The following is a 21898-nucleotide window of genomic DNA, read 5'->3' on the forward strand; positions in this document are numbered from 1 at the left end:
GCGGGCTGAATCCGGATTGTCTCTTGTCGGGGAATCTTTTTACTGCGCTTACACCGTCAGGTTAATCTCGTCAGAGAAATTTTCCGCAGGCTCCAGTTTCAGCTCCAGCGCCGCAAGGACCTCGCGGGCGCGACCATGAAACTCACGAAGCGTATGCTCCAGCCGGTCAGTCACTTCTGAATCTTTTATCTCGGTTGCTTTCCAGTTCCCGTCTTTATCGTACAGCCCAAAATGGTAGCTATAGGTAAAACGGTCTTGGTGCGCTTCCATTTCCATCCACCAGCCCCAAAATTCACGCTTCTCCGGCGCGGGCTTTACATTGACGCATACGGCCAGGCAATCAAAAAAGAAGCGATTATCGGCACACTGTTCTTCCCGAATATACGGGCCTAGCGCGGTAAACCTTTTAATGAGTTTGCTCTTGGGATGTCCACTCGGTAACGTCATTGCGATCTCCTTATGTGATGCAACTGTTTTACCAAATCAATCGAAATTAGCAATCCATTAACGCAATCTATCATTGATCCAGTCGGTAATGTCCCGCAGCGCCTTATCAAAATTGCGATAAACCGGATTAAACGGGATTTCGAGTAATTTACCATCCGCAGATGACGACGTGATTAAACGCGACTCCTCCTCCGGGCTGAACGGATCGTTTTTCCAGAAGCCAGACAGCATCGGCGTCGGGCAGCGCCGCCCCAGTAACCCCTGCGTTTTTAGCGAATAGCGATTCAGCTCAACATACAGTGACTCATCCGACGCATTGTGCATGCCAAGCCGACTGGCGAGCACGTCCATATACATCTCCGGCACACGCCCCAGTTGCTGGGGGTTAGTGAGCAGCGCATGCACAACTGGCCCCAGACAGGCCACGGCTTTCAGGCGCGGAGACTCCAGATAACCAAGGCGGACCGCCACGTTGGCACCAAAGCGGAAACCAAACGCTGCCACGCGTGTATGGTCAACCCACGGAATGTTCGGCAGCGCTTTCAGCACGTGTTGATGCAGCAGGCTCGAATCCTGGGTAAGTTTCCATTTTGAGGAGAACCCCACAGAAGGCATATCCAGCGTCAGCATGGCGATGCCTTTCGGCGCAAAATAGCGTTCATACAGGTTGTAGTAATCGCTTTGCAGGCCATCCAGCCCGCCGCACATCAGGACAGTGGGAAAAGGCCCCTCCCCTTTGGGCATATGCAAGAAGCCAATTACCGGCGAACCGCCGGGAATCGCAAACTCCATCTCTTTCATGGTGCCCGGCAGACGCTGCGCTGCTTCTTCATAGGCGCGATTCGCCAGCGCCTGAGCCTGCTCCGCCAGCACATCCCCTTTAATATGCGGATAAGCGGCGATGCTATAGAGGTTTGACGCATGCAGCCAGTGCTGGCCGCTGAGGGTGGTATCCTGCTCCTGGCTGGCTTTTTGCTGCCACTGCATAGCCTGAGTGGACCATTCGTAGATCCAGTTGCCGCCGCGATAACCGACCACCGTATCGTAAAGCTCAGGGTCGGTATGTTCCGCCGTGCTCATGGCGATCCGCGCCTGTACGTCGAGGATCTCTTTCGGATCAACGCCACGCCAGATCCACATCAGTCGGTTGATCATCCGATACCAGTGGGGCGCATTGTTACCGTCAAGGGTGGATTCTACAGGCGACTGTTTGCTATGGGTAAGGCGACGCACCAGCGTTGAGGTTTCCGGGTGCTTGAAGCGGGGTTTGAACAGGGTTTCGCTGAGGTTAGCTTGTGGCATTACGCGCAGCCTCCATGAATACGTCGATGACGGTATTGTAACCTGGTGGATGCGAAAAAAAACAACGCCCGGCGATGCCAGGCGTTGTAAATAATCATAAAGAGAGGATTAACGACCAGAGATAGGCGGAACGAAGACCACGCCCATATCCCACGGCTGTTCAATCCAGGTATCCTGCGGGATATCAATCACGTAATCGTCAACCAGCGGACGCCCGGCCGGTTTAGCGAAAATAGTGACGAAGTGCGCTTTTGGGTACATTTCGCGGATAGCCACCGCGGTGCCGCCGGTATCGACCAGATCATCAATAACGATGAAACCTTCACCATCACCCTCTGCGCGTTTGATAATTTTCATTTCGCGCTGGTTGTCGTGGTCATAACTGGAAATGCAAACGGTATCGACATGGCGAATACCCAGTTCACGTGCCAGTAATGCGCCCGGAACCAGACCACCACGGCTAACGGCAATAATGCCTTTCCACTGTTCAGAAGGCATCAGGCGGTTTGCCAGTTTGCGTGCATGAATCTGCAACATGTCCCAGGTGACGACGTATTTTTCGCTCATGTGAAGTGTCCCAGCCTGTGTATATACGGCTTAAAAAGTGTTCTACGGGGAAATAGGTTGCGCGAGATTATAGAGATCTGTCGCGCTAAAAACCAGTGTTACCGGGCCGGGCTGGCGCTTTTTACGCGACGCGTACTAACAGAGAGACAATAAAGTGGTATTCTCAAGTCCATCTCGCAATCCGGCCTTGTGATTGTTCTGTAGTTTAACCCTCGGACCTGCAAAATATGCTGGCAGGCCTTTTAAAGGAGACTCATCGTGTCTGAATTGTCTCAACTATCGCCACAACCGCTGTGGGATATTTTTGCCAAAATCTGTTCTATTCCTCATCCGTCTTACCATGAAGAAGAACTCGCCGCGCACATCATGAGCTGGGCGAAAGAAAAAGGCTTACATGCGGAACGCGATCAGGTTGGCAATATTCTGCTGCGCAAACCGGCAACAGCAGGTATGGAAAACCGCAAACCAGTTGTGCTGCAGGCGCACCTGGATATGGTGCCGCAGAAAAACAACGACACCGTACATGACTTCACCAAAGACCCGATTCAGCCCTACATTGATGGCGAATGGGTAAAAGCGCGCGGCACTACGCTTGGCGCTGATAACGGTATCGGCATGGCATCCGCGCTGGCGGTGCTGGCGGATGACCGCGTTGAGCATGGTCCGCTGGAAGTGCTGCTGACCATGACCGAAGAGTCCGGCATGGATGGCGCGTTTGGTTTGCAGCCCGGCTGGTTGCAGGCTGATATTCTGATCAACACTGACTCAGAAGAAGAAGGCGAAATCTACATGGGTTGCGCCGGCGGTATTGATTTCATCACCACCCTGCCGCTCTCCCGCGAAGCGGTACCTGCGGGCTACCAGACGTTCAAACTGACCCTGAAAGGGCTGAAAGGCGGCCACTCCGGCGGCGATATTCATCTGGGTCTCGGTAACGCCAACAAATTGCTGGCGCGCTTCCTGGCAGGCCACGCGACTGAGCTGGACCTGCGTCTGGCTGATTTCAACGGCGGTACCCTGCGTAACGCGATCCCGCGTGAAGCCTTCGCCACGTTTGCCGTTCCGGCCGATAAAGCTGAACAATTGAAAACACTGGCAGCAACTTATCAGGACATCCTGAAAAACGAGCTGGCGATGAAAGAGAAAAACCTGGTGGTACTGCTGGATAGCGTTTCCAGCGACAAACAGGCGCTGACCTCTGCTTCCCGCGATAGCTTCATTCAATTGCTGAACGCCACGCCAAACGGTGTGATCCGTAACTCCGACGTTGCCAAAGGCGTGGTCGAGACCTCCCTGAACGTTGGCGTGGTGACCATGCAGGACGACAGCGTGGAAATCATCTGTCTTATCCGCTCCTTGATCGATAGCGGCAAAGATTATGTGGTGAGCATGCTGGAATCGCTGGGCAAACTGGCTGGTGCAAAAACCGCACCGAAAGGCGGCTACCCTGGCTGGCAGCCGGATGCGAACTCGCCGGTGATGCATCTGGTACGTGAGACCTATCAGCGTCTGTTCAACAAGACGCCGAACATTCAGATCATTCACGCAGGTCTGGAATGTGGTCTGTTCAAAAAACCGTACCCGGATATGGATATGGTTTCTATTGGGCCCACCATCACCGGTCCGCACTCCCCGGATGAGCAGGTACATATCGAAAGCGTGGGCCATTACTGGACGCTGCTGACCGAGCTGCTGAAAGCTATTCCGGCGAAATAAGTCGTAGCGTCCGCACCTTTTACTGGTGCGGACGCTTTTCCTTTTCTCTTCCCGTTACGCTCTTATTTTCACGCTTATCACAGCCCCAGCACCAACTGACGTTCTAATTGCGGATCGAGCAGCGTCACATGCAAACCCACTAAACGCACGCCGCGCCCGCTGCGCCGCTCATTCCAGGTTTTCCGCGCCGTCGCCAGCAAATCGTCTTTATTTAAGCGTGGCCAGACGTGTTCCTGGGTGGTGAGCTGGAAATCGGCAAACTTGAGTTTGACTCCCTGCCGGGCAATCAACAGATCGGGTTTTATCTTTGCCAGCCGCCGTTCCAGTTCCGGATAAAGGTGTTGGTTGATAATGGCTTCACACTCTTCCCACTCATGAATGTCTTCTATCAGCGTACGCTCCACGCCAACCGATTTGCGCAGCCGGTCGCTACTGATATGTCGCTCATCAATCCCCTGACTGCGCTCCCACAACACGCGACCAAATTTACCGAAGCGTTTTAGCAACATCGCCAGGTCACTGTTCTGCACATCTTCGCAGGTACGCAGTCCAAGCGTTTCCAGTTTTGCCGCCGACACCTTGCCAACGCCCGGAATTTTACTGAGTGGCAGCGTACGTAAAAACGCCGGTACATCCGCAGGGGCAATGACATATTGCCCGTCAGGTTTATTCAGATCGGAGGCGATTTTCGCCAGGAACTTCACCGGTGCAATCCCGGCCGATGCGGTGAGTTGGGTTTCGCGGAATATGGTCCGGCGAATCTCTTCTGCCATTAACGTTGCCGAACCGTGGCAGTGGGGGCTGTCGGTCACATCCAGATACGCTTCATCCAGCGACAGGGGCTCAATCAGGCTTGTATAACGGGAAAAGATTTCGCGGATCTGGTGAGAGGCTTCCCGGTAGGCTTCAAAGCGCCCCGGTAATAAGGTGAGATGCGGGCAGAGCTTTAACGCCATTGCCGTGGGCATGGCGCTGCGCACGCCATATTTACGCGCCGGATAGTTAGCCGTGCTGATAACGCCGCGCTGAACCCGGCTGCCGCCGATAGCGATAGGGATATCCCGCAGAGCCGGGTTATCACGCATCTCCACCGCCGCAAAAAAGCAGTCCATATCGACATGTATGATTTTGCGCATACGCTCACCTTATCAGATACTGGATAAGTATACAGCATCATTACCCAGAATGAGAAGAGAGAGGAAAAAAGAGGGTTCGCAGTGAAAAAAACGCCCAATAGCGCTGTTATTTCTGGGGTTTTCATCAGACAATATTTAACAGGGGGACCGCTGCAAAAAACTAATTTGTAAACTCAGCGATCCGGGCTTGCGAAAAACTACCGTGATGCTACTGTGGGCGCACCCAATCCAGATTAATCTGAATTTATGGGATTCTTTTGCCGTCCTGGCAATGTGGTAACCGTTTTATCAAGGAAACAAGCAGTATGCGCAAAATCGCATTTTTTCTTGCGATGCTTCTGATGCCGTGCGTCTCGTTTGCCAGCTTATTAAGCAGCAATGGTTCAACAACGCCGATCAGCAAAGAATATAAGCAGCAGTTGATGGGGTCGCCGGTATACATCCAGATCTTCAAAGAAGAGCGTACCCTTGATCTCTACGTCAAAATGGGTGAGCAATATCAGCTCCTCAATAGTTACAAAATTTGTAACTACTCCGGCGGCCTGGGTCCGAAACAGCGTCAGGGCGATTTCAAAAGCCCGGAAGGGTTCTATTCCATTCAGCGCAGCCAGCTAAAACCGGATAGCCGTTTTTATAAAGCCATCAATATTGGTTTTCCTAACGCCTATGACCGTGCCCACGGTTATGAAGGGAAATACCTGATGATCCACGGCGCGTGCGTGTCGATTGGCTGCTACGCCATGACCGATTCGCAAATCGACGAGATTTTCCAGTTCGTCACCGCCGCGCTGGTGTTTGGTCAGGAAAGCGTGCAACTGAGCATCTACCCGTTCCGTATGACGGACGCGAATATGCAGCGTCACAAATATTCGACCTATGCGAAATTCTGGGAACAGTTAAAACCGGGTTATGACTTCTTCCAGCAGACGCAGAAACCGCCTGTGGTCTCTGTTGTTGACGGGAACTACGTGGTCAGCAAACCGCTGAGCCACGAAGTTATTCACCCGCAGTTGGCGTCAAACTATACGTTCCCCGAGACAAAATAATGCCCATTCGCCTGGCATAATCTTTTGCCAGGTTTCATTGCCCGTTAGCGGCTGGGTAGCAATCACGGTAACCACATCGTTAGGTGTGGTTTCCCGCTGAAAATCAATTTCCACATCCTGATCCAGCAGTTTCGCCACGCCAAACGGTGCCCGACGGGTAATGCAGAACAGATTGGTCGAGCAGAACGCCATGACATAACGCCCATCCGACAGCAGCATATTAAAAACACCCTTCCCACGCAGTTCAGTCGCCAGCGTCGCGATGTATTTAAATACCGCTTCCATATTGCCCGGAGTACGCGGATAGCGCGTGGTGAGTTTGTGCAGCAGCCAGCAGAAAGCTTTTTCGCTGTCGGTTTCCCCGACAGGACGAAAGTTGCCGGTCTCCAGCGATTTATACCCGGTTAACTGCCCGTTATGGGCGTAGGTCCAGTTGCGTCCCCAGAGTTCACGGGTAAAGGGGTGCGTGTTTTCCAGCGCCACTTCACCACGGTTCGCCTGGCGAATATGGGCCACCACCGAGCAGGACTTTATCGGGTACTCCTGCACCAGACGGGCAATCGGAGAGTTAAAGCTGGGTTGCGGGTCTTTAAACGTACGACAGCCTTTGCCTTCGTAAAAGGTGATACCCCAGCCATCTTTATGCGGCCCGGTTCCCCCACCGCGCTGAACAAGCCCGGTGAAACTAAAGCAAATATCGGTTGGCACATTGGCGCTCATCCCGAGCAGTTCGCACATTCAACACCCCCAAACGCCCAAATATGGAGAAGGCGTAATTGTCGCAGCCAGTTTGAACACGGACAGCGCGTAAGAACCGGAGCGCACACCAGGTACGAGAGGATTCTGAACACAGCCCTGGTTCAAACTGGCAAATAAAATAGCCTTCTTACGCTTTTACCATCTCTTTTTCGATCAGCATAATCAGGATATGGATCACTTTAATGTGGATTTCCTGAATGCGGTCGGCGTAACCAAAGTGCGGTACACGGATTTCAACATCAGCAGTACCTGCCATTTTGCCGCCGTCTTTACCGGTCAGGGTGATGACTTTCATGCCCTGCGCGCGCGCCGCGTCAATCGCTTTAATGACATTACCAGAATTACCGGAAGTAGAAATACCTAACAGTACATCCCCTGCACGGCCAACGGCTTCAACATAGCGAGAGAAAACATGGTCGTAACCAAAGTCATTACTGACGCAGGAGAGATGGCTCACATCAGAAATCGCAATCCCCGGATAACCCGGACGGTTTTCACGATAGCGTCCCGTTAACTCTTCGGCAAAGTGCATCGCATCACAGTGGGAACCACCATTGCCGCAGGACAATACCTTACCACCGGCTTTGAAGCTGTCAGCCAGCAGAACCGCTGCACGCTGAATGGCGTGAATATTGGCATCGTCTTTTAAAAAGTTTGCCAGCGTTTCCGCTGCTTCGTTCAGTTCGTTACGAATCAGATCCTGGTACATGAGGATATCCTTCAGTATGAAAGCAGTATGAATATAAATTCTCGCGCGCAGTTTACCGGATAGCATGGCAAGCGAGAAGCTAAAGCCATGGTGATCGTCGGGGGTTTTCGTTTTTCGTGCCACATTCCTCCCCAACAATGTGAACCAGGTTGTAATTATTTTGTAAACACATTGCTAAAAGAAATAACATCCACTACAACCATATCATCACAAGTGGTCAGACCTCCTACAAGCAAGGGAGCTTTTCTCTATGATGATTTTGAGTCTTCTCGCAACTGTTGTCCTACTCGGCGTGTTGTTCTATCACCGGGTGAGTCTGCTGCTCAGCAGCGTAATCCTCCTGGCATGGACTGCCGCGCTTGGCGCTTCAGGTCTGTGGTCCATCTGGGTATTGGTGCCGTTGGCCATTATCCTTGTGCCCTTCAACTTTGTGCCGATGCGTAAATCGCTGATCTCTGCACCGGTCTTCCGCGGCTTTCGTAAAGTGATGCCGCCGATGTCCCGTACGGAAAAAGAAGCTATCGATGCCGGTACAACCTGGTGGGAAGGCGATCTGTTCCGCGGTAATCCTGACTGGAAAAAACTGCACAATTACCCGCAGCCGCGCCTGACCGCCGAAGAACAGGCCTTTATTGATGGCCCGGTGGAAGAAGCCTGCCGTATGGCTAACGACTTTCAGATTACCCATGAAATGGCCGATTTACCGCCAGAACTGTGGGCGTATCTGAAAGAACATCGCTTCTTCGCGATGATCATTAAAAAAGAGTACGGCGGCCTGGAATTCTCCGCTTACGCCCAGTCCCGCGTATTGCAAAAACTCTCCGGGGTTTCCGGTATCCTGGCGATCACCGTCGGCGTACCTAACTCTTTAGGGCCGGGCGAACTGCTGCAACATTACGGCACCGAAGAGCAGAAAAATCATTACTTACCCCGTCTGGCGCGTGGACAGGAAATTCCGTGCTTCGCACTGACCAGCCCGGAAGCCGGTTCCGATGCGGGCGCTATCCCGGACACCGGCGTCGTCTGCATGGGCGACTGGCAGGGTGAACAGGTGCTCGGTATGCGCCTGACCTGGAACAAACGCTATATCACGCTGGCGCCTATCGCGACCGTACTGGGCCTGGCGTTTAAACTCTCTGACCCGGAAAAACTGCTGGGTGGTGAAGAAGATCTCGGTATTACCTGTGCGCTGATCCCCACCAACACCCCGGGCGTTGAAATTGGTCGTCGTCACTTCCCGCTGAACGTCCCGTTCCAGAACGGTCCGACGCGTGGTCAGGATATCTTCGTACCGATTGATTACATCATCGGCGGTCCGAAAATGGCCGGACAGGGCTGGCGTATGCTGGTGGAATGTCTGTCCGTGGGCCGTGGTATCACCCTGCCATCCAACTCCACGGGCGGCCTGAAATCAGTGGCGCTGGGTATTGGCGCCTATGCTCATATCCGCCGTCAGTTCAAAGTTGCTATCGGTAAGATGGAAGGGATCGAAGAACCACTGGCACGTATCGCGGGTAACGCCTATGTGATGGATGCCGCTGCCGCGTTGATTACGTACGGCATTATGCTCGGTGAGAAACCGGCGGTGCTCTCCGCCATTGTGAAGTATCACTGTACTCACCGTGGCCAGCAGTCAATCATTGACGCAATGGATATCGCTGGCGGTAAAGGCATTATGCTCGGCGAAGGCAACTTCCTGGCTCGCGCCTATCAGGGCGCACCGATTGCCATCACCGTTGAGGGGGCCAATATTCTGACCCGCAGCATGATGATCTTCGGTCAGGGCGCGATTCGCTGCCATCCGTACGTGCTGGATGAAATGGCCGCCGCGCAAAACAATGACGTGGATGCGTTCGACAAATTGCTGTTTAAACATATCGGGCATGTGGGTAGCAATAAGATGCGTAGCTTCTGGCTGGGGCTGACGCGCGGGCTGACCAGTTCGGCCCCGACCAGCGATTCAACCAAACGCTACTATCAGCATATCAACCGCTTAAGTGCCAACCTCGCGCTGCTGTCGGATGTGTCGATGGCGGTACTGGGCGGTAGCCTGAAACGTCGTGAACGTATCTCGGCACGTCTCGGGGATATCTTAAGTCAGGTGTTCCTCGCCTCTGCGGTGCTGAAACGCTATGACGATGAAGGCCGCCATGAGATGGATCTGCCGCTGGTGCACTGGGGCGTACAGGACGCGCTGTATCAGGCTGAACAGGCGATGGACGATCTGCTGGCCAACTTCCCGAACCGTGTGGTTGCGGGTCTGCTGCGGGTGGTGATTTTCCCGACCGGTCGTCACTATCTGGCACCGTCCGATAAGCTGGATCATCAGGTCGCTAAGATTCTGCAAACGCCGTGCGCCACCCGTTCGCGTATTGGTCGTGGTCAGTACCTGACGCCGAGCGAACATAACCCGGTCGGTCTGCTGGAAGAGGCGCTGCTTGACGTGATTGCCGCCGACCCGATTCATCAGCGCATTTGTAAAGAGCTCGGTAAAAACCTGCCGTTCACACGTCTGGACGTGCTGGCAAGAGAGGCGCTGGCCGGCGGGCTTATCAATCAGGACGAAGCTGAGATCCTGACAAAAGCCGAAATCAGCCGTCTGCGCAGTATCAATGTCGACGATTTCGAACCGGAAGAGCTGGCAACGCAGCCGGTAAAAACGCCGGAAAAGGTGCGTAAGCCTCAGGCTGCATAACGCCCCCCTCGAGAGACCCTGACCCCGCTTCGTGCGGGGTTTTTTATTACCACAAATTCCCTTTTTCTCGTGCTAAAGTGTAAAAATGCTGTTTAAGGGGAGCTTAAATCGTGCCTGGTTTAAAAATTACGCTGTTGCAACAACCTTTAGTCTGGATGGACGGTCCGGCCAATCTGCGCCATTTCGACCGCCAGCTTGAAGATATCACCGGGCGTGATGTGATAGTCCTGCCGGAAATGTTCACCACCGGTTTTGCGATGGAAGCGGCGAAGCAGTCGATGCCGCAAGAAGACGTTGTGGCGTGGATGCAGGCCAAAGCGCTCCAGACGAACGCGCTGGTCGCAGGCAGTGCCGCGCTGCAAACAGAGCGCGGCCCGGTTAACCGTTTCCTGCTGGTCGAGCCGGAAGGGGCTGTTCATTTCTATGATAAGCGCCATCTGTTCCGTATGGCCGATGAACATCACCATTACGAAGCCGGTAACGAGCGCGTGGTCTTTGAGTGGCGCGGCTGGCGTATTTTACCGCTGGTCTGTTACGACCTGCGCTTCCCGGTCTGGTCGCGCAATCGCGATGATTACGATCTGGCGCTGTATGTCGCCAACTGGCCTGCGCCGCGTTCGCTGCACTGGCAATCGCTATTGGTGGCTCGCGCTATTGAAAACCTGGCGTATGTCGCGGGCTGCAACCGTGTGGGTACCGATGGCAACGGGCATCATTATCGTGGCGACAGCCGGGTCATTAACCCGCAGGGCGAGGTTATCGCCACCGCCGAGCCGCACCAGGCTATCCGCATTGATGCCGAGTTGTCGATGGCCGCATTAAAAGAGTACCGCGAGAAGTTTCCCGCCTGGCAGGACGCCGATCCGTTTACGCTTGGGTGATATGACGTTCCCCTTTACCCGTTCACGTGGCCGAAGTTGACATGTCGCCATGAACATAAGGTGAACGGAATGACCATCAGAGCCGCATTTTCCCCCTCACACTAACCCTCTCCCCAAAGAGGAGAGGGGACCGTTCGTGCTCGCATTTATGTGGGGATTCCTCTGCCCCAGGGGAGAGGGAGAAAACCGGTCGTAGCCCGGATCAGGCGCCTGCGCCGCCATCCGGGAATTGTCCCCGGTGGCGCTGACGCTTACCGGGGCTACACGATATTTCCCCTCTTTCAGGGAAACACTGAATTACATTAACGCTCTCACCGCTTCACTGTATGCCCGCAACGCGTGCGCCACGTCCTGCTGCTGCACGCTCTCGGCCGGATGATGGCTGATCCCCCTGTCACAACGCACAAATAACATGGCCGATGGCCAGCGTTCCGCAATTGCGATGGCATCATGCCCGGCACCGCTTGGCAGCAACAGCACGCGCCCCTGCACCGCCTCAACGGCACCAGCCAGCACATTACGCAGATGCGTATCACAAGGTGTTGCCGCAATGGAGTAAAAAATATCGTAGCTAAAACCAACGCCACGTTCCTGCCCAATGCGCACGGCCTCATCCAGCAGGGCGTTTAACAGCGTCTCCCGCAGATCATCGTTCGGGCTGCGGATATCCAGCGTCAACGTCACTGCCCCTGGGATCACGTTCACCGCACCGGGCTCACACTGCAGCGTACCGACCGTTGCCACCAGCTCCGGGCCAGACTCCCGCGTTTTTTGTTCAACAAACCCGATCCACTGGGCGGCGGCGGTCAATGCATCGTGACGATGGCTCATCGGCACGGTGCCCGCATGCCCCGCTTCCCCGCTAAACCGACAGGTCAACCTGCGCGCACCGTTGATCGCGGTGACCACGCCGAGCGGCAGATCTTCTTGCTCAAGTACCGGCCCCTGCTCGATGTGCAGCTCCAGATACGCGGAAAAATCCTCACGGGCACGTTCCGCCGTGGCGATACGTGTAGGCTCCAGACCGGCATTGACCATCGCCTGCGCCACGCTTATCCCCTGCGCATCTTCGCAATCCAGCCAGCCCTGCGGCCAGGTGCCGGTCAGCCCCCGGCTTCCTAACAGCGTGATGTTAAAGCGCGTGCCCTCTTCATCAGCAAACCCGACGATCTCAATGGCCTGTGAACCACGCAAACCCTGACGGTGCAGCCAGTCCACCACTTCGATGGCAGTCAGCACGCCGAGCATGCCGTCGTAGCGTCCGGCGTCACGAACGGTGTCCAGGTGCGATCCGAGCAACACCGCCTGTGCACCGTCGCTTGCCGCTTCGTAGCGTCCGCAAATATTGCCTACCGCATCCTGCCAGGTGAGCATTCCCGCATCCTGCATCCACTGCGCCACCTGCGCGTTTGCCCGCAGATGTTCGCAAGAGAGGTAAACCCGGGTGAGTTGACCCGGCGTTTCACTGATCTCTGCCAGCGCATCGCAACGCGTCATTACCCGGTGCGCAGCGCGGTCAGCCTCATCGGCAGTCATCATCATGCCACCCCTTCGTAGACATCCCAGGCGGCCTGCATTCCCGCTCCCTGTACAGTGCGCAGGCCCAGACGGTTAAGCACCGCTTCCAGAGCTGTGAGGGTTTGCAGCACACAATCTTTGCGCGCGTTATACCCCATAGTGCCAATACGCCAGATTTTGCCCTGTAGCGGGCCAAACGAGGTGCCGATTTCAATGTGAAAATCATCCAGCAGGCGCTTACGCACCTCTTCACCATGCACAACCGACGGGATCATCACCCCGAGTACGTTATTCATCTTGTGATGAATATCGCCAAACACCTCCAGCCCCATTCCCTGGATCCCCGCCAGCATGGCGCGGCCATGTAATTCGTGGCGGGCAATCAGCGCGTCCATCCCCTCTTCCAGCATGATGCGTGCGCACTCACGGGCGGCAAACAGCATGCTGGTGGCTTCGGTATGGTGGTTCAGGCGTTCCGGCCCCCAGTAGTCCATCACCATGCCGAGATCGAAATAGTTGGAGTAGATCATCTCGTCATCGCCGTCCTGATGCGTATCGGTACGGATCCCCTGCTCCACGCATTTGCGTGCGCGAATGGCCTCTTCCATTTGTGGGCTCAGGGTGATGGGCGAACTGCCCGACGGACCGCCCAGGCATTTCTGCAAACCCGCGGAGACCGCATCCAGCCCCCAGGCATCGGTCTCCAGCGCGTTACCGCCGAGCGATGCGGTGGCATCGGTATAAAACAACACGCCATGACGGCGGCAAATCTCACCCAGATTTTCCAGCGGCTGCAGCATTGTGGTAGAGGTATCACCCTGCACCGTCAGTAACAGGCGAGGCTTAACACGCTTGATGGCGTCTTCAATCTGATCGGGCGTAAAAACGTCCCCCCAGGGCACCTCGATGGTGTGTACTTCCGCACGGCAGCGACGGGCGATTTCACATAACAGATGCCCGAAACGGCCAAAGACCGGTACCAGCACCTTGTCGCCAGGGCGGATCGCAGAGACGAGGATCGCTTCGATCCCGGCGCGCGAGGTGCCATCTACCAGCATGGTCCAGCGGTTTTGCGTGCGGAATACCTCGCGGTAGAGGGCCATTACCTCATTCATATAGCCGGTCATAACCGGGTCATACTGCCCCACCAGTTGGCTCGCCATGGCACGTAAAACGCGCGGGTCGGCGTTGATAGGTCCCGGCCCCATCAGTAAACGGTGGGGCGGGTTAATTTGCGCAGAGTGCTGAGAGTCGAACATGGACACATCCTTTGGTATACAAAAGTGATCGTCATGAAACAAAAGATTCTTAGTGCTACTTTCTGCAACTAATGTGCCACAGAGGAAATGAAGACACCAGCCTGCTATTGCGCTGATTTCGTCCTTTTTCAGCGCGGATTAACGTTATCTGCCCGCACCATAACGATCCCCTGAACGGGTGCAAAAGCACCAATGCAGTGCATCATCGTTGCTCCAGTTCGTCGAGTTCTGTATACAGCGATGCGATGTTATGGATACGTTGACGTCCCTCCGTCAGGGCGCTGTGCAGTAACGCATTCGCCAGTAAATTCACCAGACTCATGGCACTGCTGTAGCTATCGAACGCCGATACGCTGTCGAGCGGCAGGCCGAAGTGCCAGCGGGCAAGCGTGGTAATGCCCGCCGCCTGCGGTTCGCTGATGGCAACAGTCGGCACGCCCTGTTTGTGCAGCGCTTCCAGTACCGGGCGGATAACCCGTGGACGACGGCGAAAAGCGACCACCACCACCACATCCTGCGGGGTGATATCCACTAACTCTTCTGCCAGTGTCTGCCCCGGCTGAGGCATCAGACTGACCTGACCACGGATTTGCATCAGTTGCTGGCGCAGATGCAAGGCCACCGGCGCGCTGTTGCGCAGGCCAAGAATAAAGACGCGCTGCGCTGCGCCCAACGCCTGTACCACATCGGCAAACTGTACGGCATCTAACGCATTCACCCACTGGGTCAGGTTCGCCATCTCCTGCTTGTAGTGTCGCGCCAGCAAGGTGTTGCCTTGTACGGCATCGCGGTTTTCCGTCAGCGGCATGCCGCTTTGGCGCAGTGTACGCACCTCGTCGCGCATCTCTTTGAAACGATCATAGCCAAGCCGTTTAAACAGGCGGCTGACAGTGGCTTTTGACACGCCGCTCAGACGGGCCAGTTCGGCGCTGTTGTAGCTCATCAGGTCATCAAAATGATCCATGATAAATGAGGCAACTCGCTGTTCTTGCGGGGATAATTCGTTATAGCACTCACGTAAGCGCGTATCTAACTGCTGCATAGACCCTCCTGCAACTTTCGTTTCACATTAAGCTGACACAGTGAAACGCTTGCCGTCAATCTGGAACAGCTCTTGCTTAGCTCTCTGACTTACCCGAACAAAGAGAGCATGACGATGCAAAGTAATGTTGCCCCTTCCGGTATGGCGGTAACGCCCCACCACCTTGCCAGCGAATCGGCATTATCGGTGTTGCGCCACGGCGGTGATGCGATTGAGGCGATGATCGCCGCAGCCGCTACCATTGCGGTGGTCTATCCCCATATGAATGGCATCGGCGGCGATGGTTTCTGGCTGATAGTGCCACCCGAAGGCGCGCCCCTCGCCATTGACGCCAGCGGCGCCGCCGGGCAACTGGCGACACGTGATTTCTATCGCGGGCATAGCCATATTCCCCATCGTGGCCCGCTGGCGGCGCTCACGGTTCCCGGCACGCTGAGCGGCTGGGACGAGGCGCTGAACGTATCAGCGTCACTGGGCGGCGGGCAATTGCCGCTCTCCCGTCTGCTGGCCGACGCCATCCGTTACGCCAGCGAAGGGATCCCGGTAACACAGTCGCAGGCCAGCGCCACGCAAAGTAAATACCCGGAACTGGTGGATGTGCCGGGCTTTAGCGAGACTTTTCTAATTCAGGGCGAAGTCCCACAGGCGGGCAGCCGTTTCTGCCAGCCGCGCCTCGCCCGCACATTAACCCGCCTCGCCACCGACGGACTGGACAGTTTTTATCGCGGAGCGCTCGCCGATCAGATGGCGGCGGAAATGAGCGCGCTCGGCCTGCCACTGACCGCTCAGGATCTGGCGGCTCACCGTGCCCACCGCCGGGTACCGCTTCGCCTGAGCCACAGCAAGGGCGACATCTTCAATATGACGCCGCCAACGCAAGGGCTGGTGTCGCTGGCCATCCTCGGCATTACCGACCATCTGGATATGGCGCAGGCCAGCGAAGTACAGACCATTCACCGCATCGTCGAAGCAACCAAACAGGCCTTTGGCCTGCGTGACCGCTACATCACCGATCCACGCCACGTCACGCTGCCGGTCCAAAGTCTGCTGGAGCAGGCACCACTGCAACGGCTGGCCGCCAGCATCGATGACAAGCGGGCCGCCCCCTGGGGCAAAGGCAAAGGACCGGGGGATACCGTCTGGATGGGCGTGATGGATAAAAACGGGCTGGCGGTGTCGTTTATTCAGAGCATTTATCACGAGTTCGGTAGCGGCGTGGTGCTGCCAGAGAGCGGCGTGCTGTTACAAAACCGGGGCGCGGCATTCAGTCTCGACCCGGATCATTTGCTGGCGCTGGTGCCCGGTAAACAACCGTTCCACACCCTCAACCCGGCGGCGGCACGGCTGAAAGATGGCCGCACCATGGTCTACGGCACGATGGGGGGCGACGGGCAACCGCAAACGCAGGCCGCCATATTTACCCGCCACGTGATGCAAAACATGCCTTTGCAGGAAGCAGTATGCGCCCCCCGCTGGTTGCTGGGCCGCACCTGGGGGCAAACGTCCGATAGCCTGAAGCTGGAGGGGCGATTCAGCGAGGCCACGTATCAGGCGTTGCGTGACCTGGGCCATGACGTTGAATGGTTGCCGGGGCTGAGCGAAGCCACCGGGCACGCCGGGGCGATTGTGCGTCATCCCAACGGGATGCTCGAAGGGGCATTTGATCCACGCAGTAACGGCAGCGCGGCCGGTTTTTAAGGAGTCATTATGAGCGATAACAAATTCGACTGGCCGACATACATCCAGTTGATGGAACAACTCCTGGCGGTACCGCTGGACGATGAACGCCGGGCCGAACTCGAAGTTCAGCTCACCCGCATCGCGGCCATGGCGCAGCCGCTGATGGCTTTCCCACTGCCGCACCGTCAGGAAGGCGCAGGAGAATATCGGCTATGAGCTTATCCATTCGGGACATTCAGCAAGGACTGCGTAGCAAAACCTTTAGCGCACGCGAACTGGCACAGCAATCACTGGCGTTGATTGAACAGGCAAACCCCGGCATCAACGCCTTCACCAGCGTAACGGCGACGCGCATGCTCACCGAAGCCGCGCACATCGACGCCCGGCGTGCTGCGGGCGAAACCTTGCCTGCGCTGGCAGGCGTACCCTATGCGGTGAAAAACCTGTTCGATGTGGAGGGGGTTACCACGCTGGCGGGGGCAAAGCTGTTCAGCACTCAGCCCCCCGCGACAAAAGATGCGTTCGCCATTCGCCAGCTTACGAATGCGGGTGCAACGCTGGCTGGCACGCTCAACATGGATGCCTATGCCTATGGCTTCACTACCGAAAACAGCCACTATGGTGCGACGCGTAACCCGCGAGACCTCACCCGGGTGGCGGGTGGTTCATCGGGCGGCTCAGCGGCGGCCGTTGCTGCCGGGATGGTCAATTTTGCGCTGGGCACCGACACCAACGGTTCTATTCGCGTTCCCGCCTCGCTGTGCGGCGTGCCGGGGCTAAAGCCCACCTTTGGACGCTTATCACGCAGCGGTAGCCATCCGTTTGTCGCCAGTCTGGATCACATCGGCCCGCTGGCACGTAACGTGGAGGATTTGGCCTGTGTCTATGACGCGCTCCAGGGGCATGACGGGGAAGACAACTGGCAATCACCACACGAGCCTGCCGCTACGCTGCCCACGTTATCCAGTACGGTGGCGCTACGCTGTGCCGTGCTGGAGGGCTATTTCACCACCTGGTGTAATGCTGATGCCCGCGCCGCCGTCAACGCGGTGGCACAAGCTCTGGGCGCTAACCAGACGCGGGTATTGCCGGAAGCGGAGCTGGCGCGTTCAGCCGCGTTTTTGCTTTCTGCGGCAGAGGGGGGTAACCATTATCTTCCTGCGCTACGAACGGATGCCGATACGTTTGAGCTTAACTCCCGCGAGCGCTTGCTGGCAGGCGCAATGACTCCCTCGGCCTGGTATACCCAGGCACTGCGTTTTCGCGCCTGGTTTCGCGATAAAACGCTACCGCTGTTTAACGATGTCGATCTGCTTCTGGCCCCGGCGACGCCGTGCAGCGCAACGCCAATTGGCGAGAACACCATGCGCATTAACCATACCGATTTACCGATCAAAGCCAGTATGGGGATGCTGACGCAGCCCATCTCGTTTTTAGGCCTGCCGGTGGTAACCGTGCCCGTAAAAACCGCCTCGGGATTACCGATTGGCGTACAGATTATTGCCGCCCCCTGGCAGGAGTCACGCTGTCTGCAGGCGGCGTGGAGACTGGAGCAGGCGGGCGTTCTTTACCCACAGGAAGCATGATGAACAGAGACAATATCGACCGTCCGACAGTATTAAATGAGGTCACCGCTGCGTTTTATCGTTATGAGCAGGCGCTTATCAGTAATGATGTGGCAGTGCTGGATGAGCTTTTCTGGGCGGACCCGCGCACGGTGCGCTACGGCGCAACAGAGAATTTGTACGGTATTGAGGCGATCCGCGAGTTTCGTAATGCACGCCCCTCAGCGGGGCTGGACAGATTGCTGCGTAATACCACGATCACCACCTACGGTGAGGATATGGCAGTCGCGAGCACGGAGTTTACGCGCGAGAACAGTGAACGGGTGGGCCGCCAGATGCAGACCTGGGTGAAGTTCCCCTATGGCTGGCGGATTGTGGCGGCGCATGTCAGTTTGATGGGGTAAAAAGGAAAGATGGGTGCGGCTGGATGCCCTCCCCCCTGTCCTCTTCCACAGGGAGAGGGAGAAAACCCCTCTCTGCTCGCATGGAAAACATTGCCCGGATAAGGTGCCAGCGCCGCCATCCGGGAATTGTCCCCGATGGCGCTGCGCTTACCGGGGCTACAGGGTGCCCCCCTCTCCCCGGGGGCTGAGGAATCCCCAGTAATCTTACGTCTTACAGCGATAACGCCGCTTAATAAGAATAAAACAATGACAGCAATGACAGGGTCCGGCTGAAAATCGATGAGGCGTTGCGGCTGACCGGGGCCGCCCGCAGGGAAGCGGGCGGAGGGGATAGCCTGCAAGGACGCAGGCTGGTCCCCGACCCGAAAGTCAGACGACATAAGCATCATGGACCGCGCCAGCGGCGATTTTCCTGGCCGGGAGCCCGGGTCGCCAGGGTGGTGGCGGTGAGCCACCCTGGCACGTTCACGGGTTCTGTCGCGACAGAAAAGCAAGGAACATAAGGTGAACGGAATGACCATCAGAGCCGCATTTTCCCCCTCACCCTAACCCTCTCCCCAAAGAGGAGAGGGGACCGTTCGTGCTCGCATTTTGTGGGGATTCCTCACCTTTGAGGGAGAGGGCCGGAGTGAGGGGATAAACTCACACCGGAGTATACGGATGCGTCTTCACCCAGTGCTCGGCGATATCCTGACGGCGGCAAATCCACACACCTTCGTGACTCTGCACATAATCCAGGAAACGCTGCAATGCGCGGAAACGGCCGGGGCGACCCAATAGCCGACAGTGCATGCCAATCGACATCATCTTCGGTGCCGTTTCCCCCTCTTCATACAGCACATCAAAACTGTCTTTCAGGTAGGTATAGAACTGCTCGGCGGTATTAAAACCCTGCGCGGTGGCAAAGCGCATATCGTTCGCATCCAGCGTATAAGGCACAATCAGATGAGGCTTCTCGTCAACCGTTGTCCAGAACGGCAGGTCGTCGCCGTAGTAATCGCTGTCATACAGCAGACCGCCCTGCTCCACCACCAGCTTGCGGGTGTTCGGGCTATCGCGCCCGGTATACCAGCCGAGCGGCGCTTTGCCAAACAGCGTCGTGAGGATCTCCAGCGCCTGCTGCATATGCTGACGCTCGGTCTGGATATCCATATTTTGATAGTGGATCCAACGCCAGCCGTGGCTCACCACGTCATACTCCGCGGCGTTGATCGCAGCGACGATCTCCGGGTTGCGCGCCAGCGCCATTGCGATACCAAACACCGTTAAAGGCAGGCCGCGCTTCTGGAATTCATTGTGGATGCGCCAGAAACCTGCGCGGGAACCGTATTCATACAGTGAGTCCATCGACATATGTATTGCCGGGTAACTCGCCGCACCAATAATGTCTGACAAAAATTGTTCAGAACCGGCGTCGCCATGCAGGACGTGGTTCTCGCCGCCTTCTTCGAAATTAAGGACAAACTGCACGGCAATGCGCGCCCCCCCGGGCCATTGCGCATGAGGGGGTTTTCCGGCATACCCTGCCATATCGCGCGGGTAGTTATCGGTAAAGTGCCAGACAGGCTTGTCCGTATCTGAATGCATGCTGATTCGACCTCATTTTGGGGCCGCTTTCAGCTCAGCATTTCAAAGCATCCTGAAAGCGGCTTTTTATTGGGATACGCCAGATCGCCGTACTTGCTGGTACCAAGCCCCAGAGCCAGGAGGGATTCCACCATTTTCACCGCTGCCGTGACGCCATCGATCACCGGAATACCCAGCTCCTGCGTCAGCTCACTGGCAAGGTTCGCCATCCCGCCACAGCCGAGAACAATAGCGCCGCTATTATCTTCCCGTTTGGCTTGTATACAACGCTCGCGTACTTTCTGCTGAGCAAGACCCGTGCCATCTTCTAACGCCAGTACCGGTAAATCGATCGCATGCAGTGCGGCGCAGTGATGCCCAAAGCCATATTGCTGCAGTAAATGACGGGCGATGATCAGCGTGCGCGGCAACGTGGTGACGATGGAAAAACGCGTCGCGACCAGCGTGGCGACATGCATCGCCGCTTCGGCAATTCCCACGACCGGCCCGCTTGCCAGCTCGCGGGCGGCCAGCAGCCCCGGATCGCCAAAGCAGGCAATCACATGGCCTTGCGCCCCCTGCGCCATGCCTTTTTTTATCTGTTCCAGCACGCCAATGGCGGCAATCGCCTCATCAAAATGCCCTTCAATTGATGCCACGCCCTGGGTCGGACAACTGGCGAGGATCGTCGTACCCGGTGCGGCGACACTGCGGGCAGCACTGGCAATGGTGTGCGTCATTTCCGGGCTGGTATTGGGGTTGATCACCTGTATACAGAATTGTGTCATGCCTGTTCTCCTGGCGCGCCAAACAGGCGGGCAAAATCGGGGAGGATGTCGCCGCCGCGCTCAAAGCTGAGGCTTGAGACAATATGATCGAAGTGGTGGGCCATAGCATGGCTCAGCGCCGCGCCATCTTTCTTACGCAGCAGTTCGATGAGCCTGTCGTGGTCGTCGCAGCGGCACCCGCGCTGCCAGGGGGCGCCCCAGGCGGCAATCACCAGCGACGAACGTTGCGCCAGCGTGGTCACAATATCGGTCACTACGGCATTGCCAGAGATAGCCTGCAACTGGATATGAAATGCCGCGGAATAACGAATCGCCGCCGCGCCATCGTGGTTCTGATGCGCCTCTTCTTCCTGCGCGATGATTTTCTCGAGCCCAGCAATATGTGGCGGCTGTAGATGCTCAAGAACCTGCGGCAGGTTGGCACACTCGATCATTTTGCGGGTAGAGAAGATCGCTTTCGATTCATCGATATCCGGTTTGGCAACGAATGCACCACGTCTGGGCGTCATCGTGACCATTTGCACCGTCGCAAGGCGCGTCAGGACCTTGCGGATCCCCGTGCGGCTAACGCCAAACACTTCGGCCAGGGCTTCTTCGGGTAATTTGCTGCCGGGCGGTAATTGATGTTCGACAATGGCGGTCATCAGCGACTGCCAGATGAAATTTTCTTTATCTTCCAGATCTGCTGGGGTCTGTAGCCCCGTTGGCTGCTTCATTGGGAAATTCCTTTGTTACCTGGTTCTTATCTTTTTGTATACATCATTAAAATATTTTGTATACATAAAATTAAAACCTGGCCTGGTTCATGCAATACAGGA

20 protein-coding genes are annotated in these 21898 nt (G+C 56.3%); 8 read left to right on the forward strand and 12 right to left on the reverse strand.

Annotated elements, in window-relative coordinates:
- Positions 1-48 precede the first annotated feature (48 nt).
- The 3 genes from crl to gpt all read right to left on the reverse strand — a co-directional run bounded on the left by crl (position 49) and on the right by gpt (position 2316).
- A complete protein-coding gene (crl, locus tag C5523_RS22040) occupies positions 49-447 on the reverse strand; it encodes a sigma factor-binding protein Crl (RefSeq protein ID WP_041852627.1) in 399 nt (132 codons plus the stop codon).
- 57 nt (positions 448-504) lie between these two features.
- Positions 505-1749 (reverse strand): esterase FrsA, encoded by a 1245-nt coding sequence (gene frsA, locus C5523_RS22045; RefSeq protein WP_041852628.1) that lies wholly within the window; start codon positions 1747-1749, stop codon positions 505-507.
- 108 nt (positions 1750-1857) lie between these two features.
- Positions 1858-2316, reverse strand: a complete 459-nt coding sequence (gene gpt, locus C5523_RS22050; protein WP_041852629.1) for a xanthine phosphoribosyltransferase — start codon at positions 2314-2316, stop codon at positions 1858-1860.
- Between the two features lie 258 nt (positions 2317-2574).
- Here gpt and pepD point away from each other — a divergent pair, with 258 nt between their 5' ends.
- On the forward strand, positions 2575-4032 hold the full coding sequence (gene pepD / locus C5523_RS22060) for a cytosol nonspecific dipeptidase (RefSeq protein ID WP_108701974.1): 1458 nt from the start codon (positions 2575-2577) through the stop codon (positions 4030-4032).
- Positions 4033-4109: 77 nt separating this feature from the next.
- Here the strand turns inward: pepD and dinB are convergent, their stop codons facing one another.
- Positions 4110-5168 carry a DNA polymerase IV gene (gene dinB, locus C5523_RS22065; protein WP_041852631.1) on the reverse strand — a complete coding sequence of 353 codons (1059 nt, stop codon included), beginning with the start codon at positions 5166-5168 and terminating at the stop codon, positions 4110-4112.
- 305 nt (positions 5169-5473) lie between these two features.
- Here dinB and dpaA point away from each other — a divergent pair, with 305 nt between their 5' ends.
- Positions 5474-6214 carry a peptidoglycan meso-diaminopimelic acid protein amidase gene (gene dpaA / locus C5523_RS22070; RefSeq protein ID WP_108701975.1) on the forward strand — a complete coding sequence of 247 codons (741 nt, stop codon included), beginning with the start codon at positions 5474-5476 and terminating at the stop codon, positions 6212-6214.
- On the opposite strand, the gene C5523_RS22075 is transcribed toward dpaA, so the two are convergent.
- Both C5523_RS22075 and lpcA read right to left on the reverse strand, forming a co-directional pair.
- A complete protein-coding gene (locus C5523_RS22075; RefSeq protein WP_041852633.1) occupies positions 6185-6952 on the reverse strand; it encodes a class II glutamine amidotransferase in 768 nt (255 codons plus the stop codon). The genes dpaA and C5523_RS22075 overlap by 30 nt on opposite strands.
- Before the next feature lie 148 nt (positions 6953-7100).
- Positions 7101-7682 carry a D-sedoheptulose 7-phosphate isomerase gene (lpcA, locus tag C5523_RS22085; RefSeq protein WP_041852634.1) on the reverse strand — a complete coding sequence of 194 codons (582 nt, stop codon included), beginning with the start codon at positions 7680-7682 and terminating at the stop codon, positions 7101-7103.
- 250 nt (positions 7683-7932) lie between these two features.
- On the opposite strand from lpcA, the gene fadE reads away from it, so the two are divergent.
- On the forward strand, positions 7933-10377 hold the full coding sequence (gene fadE, locus C5523_RS22090; RefSeq protein ID WP_079497620.1) for an acyl-CoA dehydrogenase FadE: 2445 nt from the start codon (positions 7933-7935) through the stop codon (positions 10375-10377).
- Between the two features lie 110 nt (positions 10378-10487).
- Positions 10488-11258 (forward strand): amidohydrolase, encoded by a 771-nt coding sequence (locus tag C5523_RS22095; protein WP_041852636.1) that lies wholly within the window; start codon positions 10488-10490, stop codon positions 11256-11258.
- Between the two features lie 297 nt (positions 11259-11555).
- Here C5523_RS22095 and hpxK read toward each other — a convergent pair whose 3' ends face one another.
- The 3 genes from hpxK to C5523_RS22110 form a co-directional block, all read right to left on the reverse strand.
- The gene (gene hpxK, locus C5523_RS22100; RefSeq protein WP_172960909.1) at positions 11556-12800 is read right to left on the reverse strand and encodes an allantoate amidohydrolase; all 1245 of its coding nucleotides are present in this window, start codon (positions 12798-12800) and stop codon (positions 11556-11558) included.
- Positions 12797-14035: an alanine--glyoxylate aminotransferase family protein gene (locus C5523_RS22105; RefSeq protein ID WP_041852638.1), complete on the reverse strand. Its 1239-nt coding sequence runs from the start codon at positions 14033-14035 to the stop codon at positions 12797-12799. Before C5523_RS22105 ends, hpxK begins: the two co-directional genes overlap by 4 nt.
- A gap of 202 nt (positions 14036-14237) precedes the next feature.
- A complete protein-coding gene (locus tag C5523_RS22110) occupies positions 14238-15077 on the reverse strand; it encodes a MurR/RpiR family transcriptional regulator (protein ID WP_041852639.1) in 840 nt (279 codons plus the stop codon).
- 114 nt (positions 15078-15191) lie between these two features.
- On the opposite strand from C5523_RS22110, the gene C5523_RS22115 reads away from it, so the two are divergent.
- The 4 genes from C5523_RS22115 to hpxZ are packed head-to-tail and all read left to right on the forward strand — an operon-like array spanning position 15192 to position 18726.
- Positions 15192-16775, forward strand: coding sequence for a gamma-glutamyltransferase family protein (locus tag C5523_RS22115; protein WP_108702371.1), 1584 nt, complete (start codon positions 15192-15194; stop codon positions 16773-16775).
- A gap of 9 nt (positions 16776-16784) precedes the next feature.
- The gene (gene hpxX, locus C5523_RS22120) at positions 16785-16973 is read left to right on the forward strand and encodes an oxalurate catabolism protein HpxX (protein WP_108701977.1); all 189 of its coding nucleotides are present in this window, start codon (positions 16785-16787) and stop codon (positions 16971-16973) included.
- The gene (locus C5523_RS22125; RefSeq protein ID WP_108701978.1) at positions 16970-18343 is read left to right on the forward strand and encodes an AtzE family amidohydrolase; all 1374 of its coding nucleotides are present in this window, start codon (positions 16970-16972) and stop codon (positions 18341-18343) included. Before hpxX ends, C5523_RS22125 begins: the two co-directional genes overlap by 4 nt.
- Positions 18340-18726 (forward strand): oxalurate catabolism protein HpxZ, encoded by a 387-nt coding sequence (hpxZ, locus tag C5523_RS22130; protein WP_223878735.1) that lies wholly within the window; start codon positions 18340-18342, stop codon positions 18724-18726. The genes C5523_RS22125 and hpxZ overlap by 4 nt, the downstream gene beginning before the upstream one ends.
- A gap of 642 nt (positions 18727-19368) precedes the next feature.
- On the opposite strand, the gene puuE is transcribed toward hpxZ, so the two are convergent.
- Genes puuE through C5523_RS22145 form a run of 3 tightly spaced genes read right to left on the reverse strand, consistent with a single transcriptional unit; the run spans position 19369 to position 21796 of the window.
- Positions 19369-20313, reverse strand: coding sequence for an allantoinase PuuE (gene puuE, locus C5523_RS22135; protein ID WP_107224463.1), 945 nt, complete (start codon positions 20311-20313; stop codon positions 19369-19371).
- Between the two features lie 29 nt (positions 20314-20342).
- A complete protein-coding gene (locus tag C5523_RS22140; RefSeq protein ID WP_079497627.1) occupies positions 20343-21080 on the reverse strand; it encodes an aspartate/glutamate racemase family protein in 738 nt (245 codons plus the stop codon).
- A complete protein-coding gene (locus C5523_RS22145; RefSeq protein WP_041852645.1) occupies positions 21077-21796 on the reverse strand; it encodes a GntR family transcriptional regulator in 720 nt (239 codons plus the stop codon). Before C5523_RS22145 ends, C5523_RS22140 begins: the two co-directional genes overlap by 4 nt.
- Positions 21797-21898 lie beyond the last annotated feature (102 nt).

The organism is Phytobacter sp. SCO41 (assembly GCF_003073275.1).
GTDB lineage: Bacteria > Pseudomonadota > Gammaproteobacteria > Enterobacterales > Enterobacteriaceae > Phytobacter > Phytobacter diazotrophicus.

Coding starts and splice junctions, on each gene's coding strand:
- crl (WP_041852627.1), bottom strand. CDS start 447: ATGACGTTACCGAGTGGACATCCCAAGAGCAAACTCATTAAAAGGTTT.
- frsA (WP_041852628.1), bottom strand. CDS start 1,749: ATGCCACAAGCTAACCTCAGCGAAACCCTGTTCAAACCCCGCTTCAAG.
- gpt (WP_041852629.1), bottom strand. CDS start 2,316: ATGAGCGAAAAATACGTCGTCACCTGGGACATGTTGCAGATTCATGCA.
- dinB (WP_041852631.1), bottom strand. CDS start 5,168: ATGCGCAAAATCATACATGTCGATATGGACTGCTTTTTTGCGGCGGTG.
- dpaA (WP_108701975.1), top strand. CDS start 5,474: ATGCGCAAAATCGCATTTTTTCTTGCGATGCTTCTGATGCCGTGCGTC.
- C5523_RS22075 (WP_041852633.1), bottom strand. CDS start 6,952: ATGTGCGAACTGCTCGGGATGAGCGCCAATGTGCCAACCGATATTTGC.
- lpcA (WP_041852634.1), bottom strand. CDS start 7,682: ATGTACCAGGATCTGATTCGTAACGAACTGAACGAAGCAGCGGAAACG.
- fadE (WP_079497620.1), top strand. CDS start 7,933: ATGATGATTTTGAGTCTTCTCGCAACTGTTGTCCTACTCGGCGTGTTG.
- hpxK (WP_172960909.1), bottom strand. CDS start 12,800: ATGATGATGACTGCCGATGAGGCTGACCGCGCTGCGCACCGGGTAATG.
- C5523_RS22105 (WP_041852638.1), bottom strand. CDS start 14,035: ATGTTCGACTCTCAGCACTCTGCGCAAATTAACCCGCCCCACCGTTTA.
- C5523_RS22110 (WP_041852639.1), bottom strand. CDS start 15,077: ATGCAGCAGTTAGATACGCGCTTACGTGAGTGCTATAACGAATTATCC.
- C5523_RS22115 (WP_108702371.1), top strand. CDS start 15,192: ATGCAAAGTAATGTTGCCCCTTCCGGTATGGCGGTAACGCCCCACCAC.
- hpxX (WP_108701977.1), top strand. CDS start 16,785: ATGAGCGATAACAAATTCGACTGGCCGACATACATCCAGTTGATGGAA.
- C5523_RS22125 (WP_108701978.1), top strand. CDS start 16,970: ATGAGCTTATCCATTCGGGACATTCAGCAAGGACTGCGTAGCAAAACC.
- hpxZ (WP_223878735.1), top strand. CDS start 18,340: ATGATGAACAGAGACAATATCGACCGTCCGACAGTATTAAATGAGGTC.
- puuE (WP_107224463.1), bottom strand. CDS start 20,313: ATGCATTCAGATACGGACAAGCCTGTCTGGCACTTTACCGATAACTAC.
- C5523_RS22140 (WP_079497627.1), bottom strand. CDS start 21,080: ATGACACAATTCTGTATACAGGTGATCAACCCCAATACCAGCCCGGAA.
- C5523_RS22145 (WP_041852645.1), bottom strand. CDS start 21,796: ATGAAGCAGCCAACGGGGCTACAGACCCCAGCAGATCTGGAAGATAAA.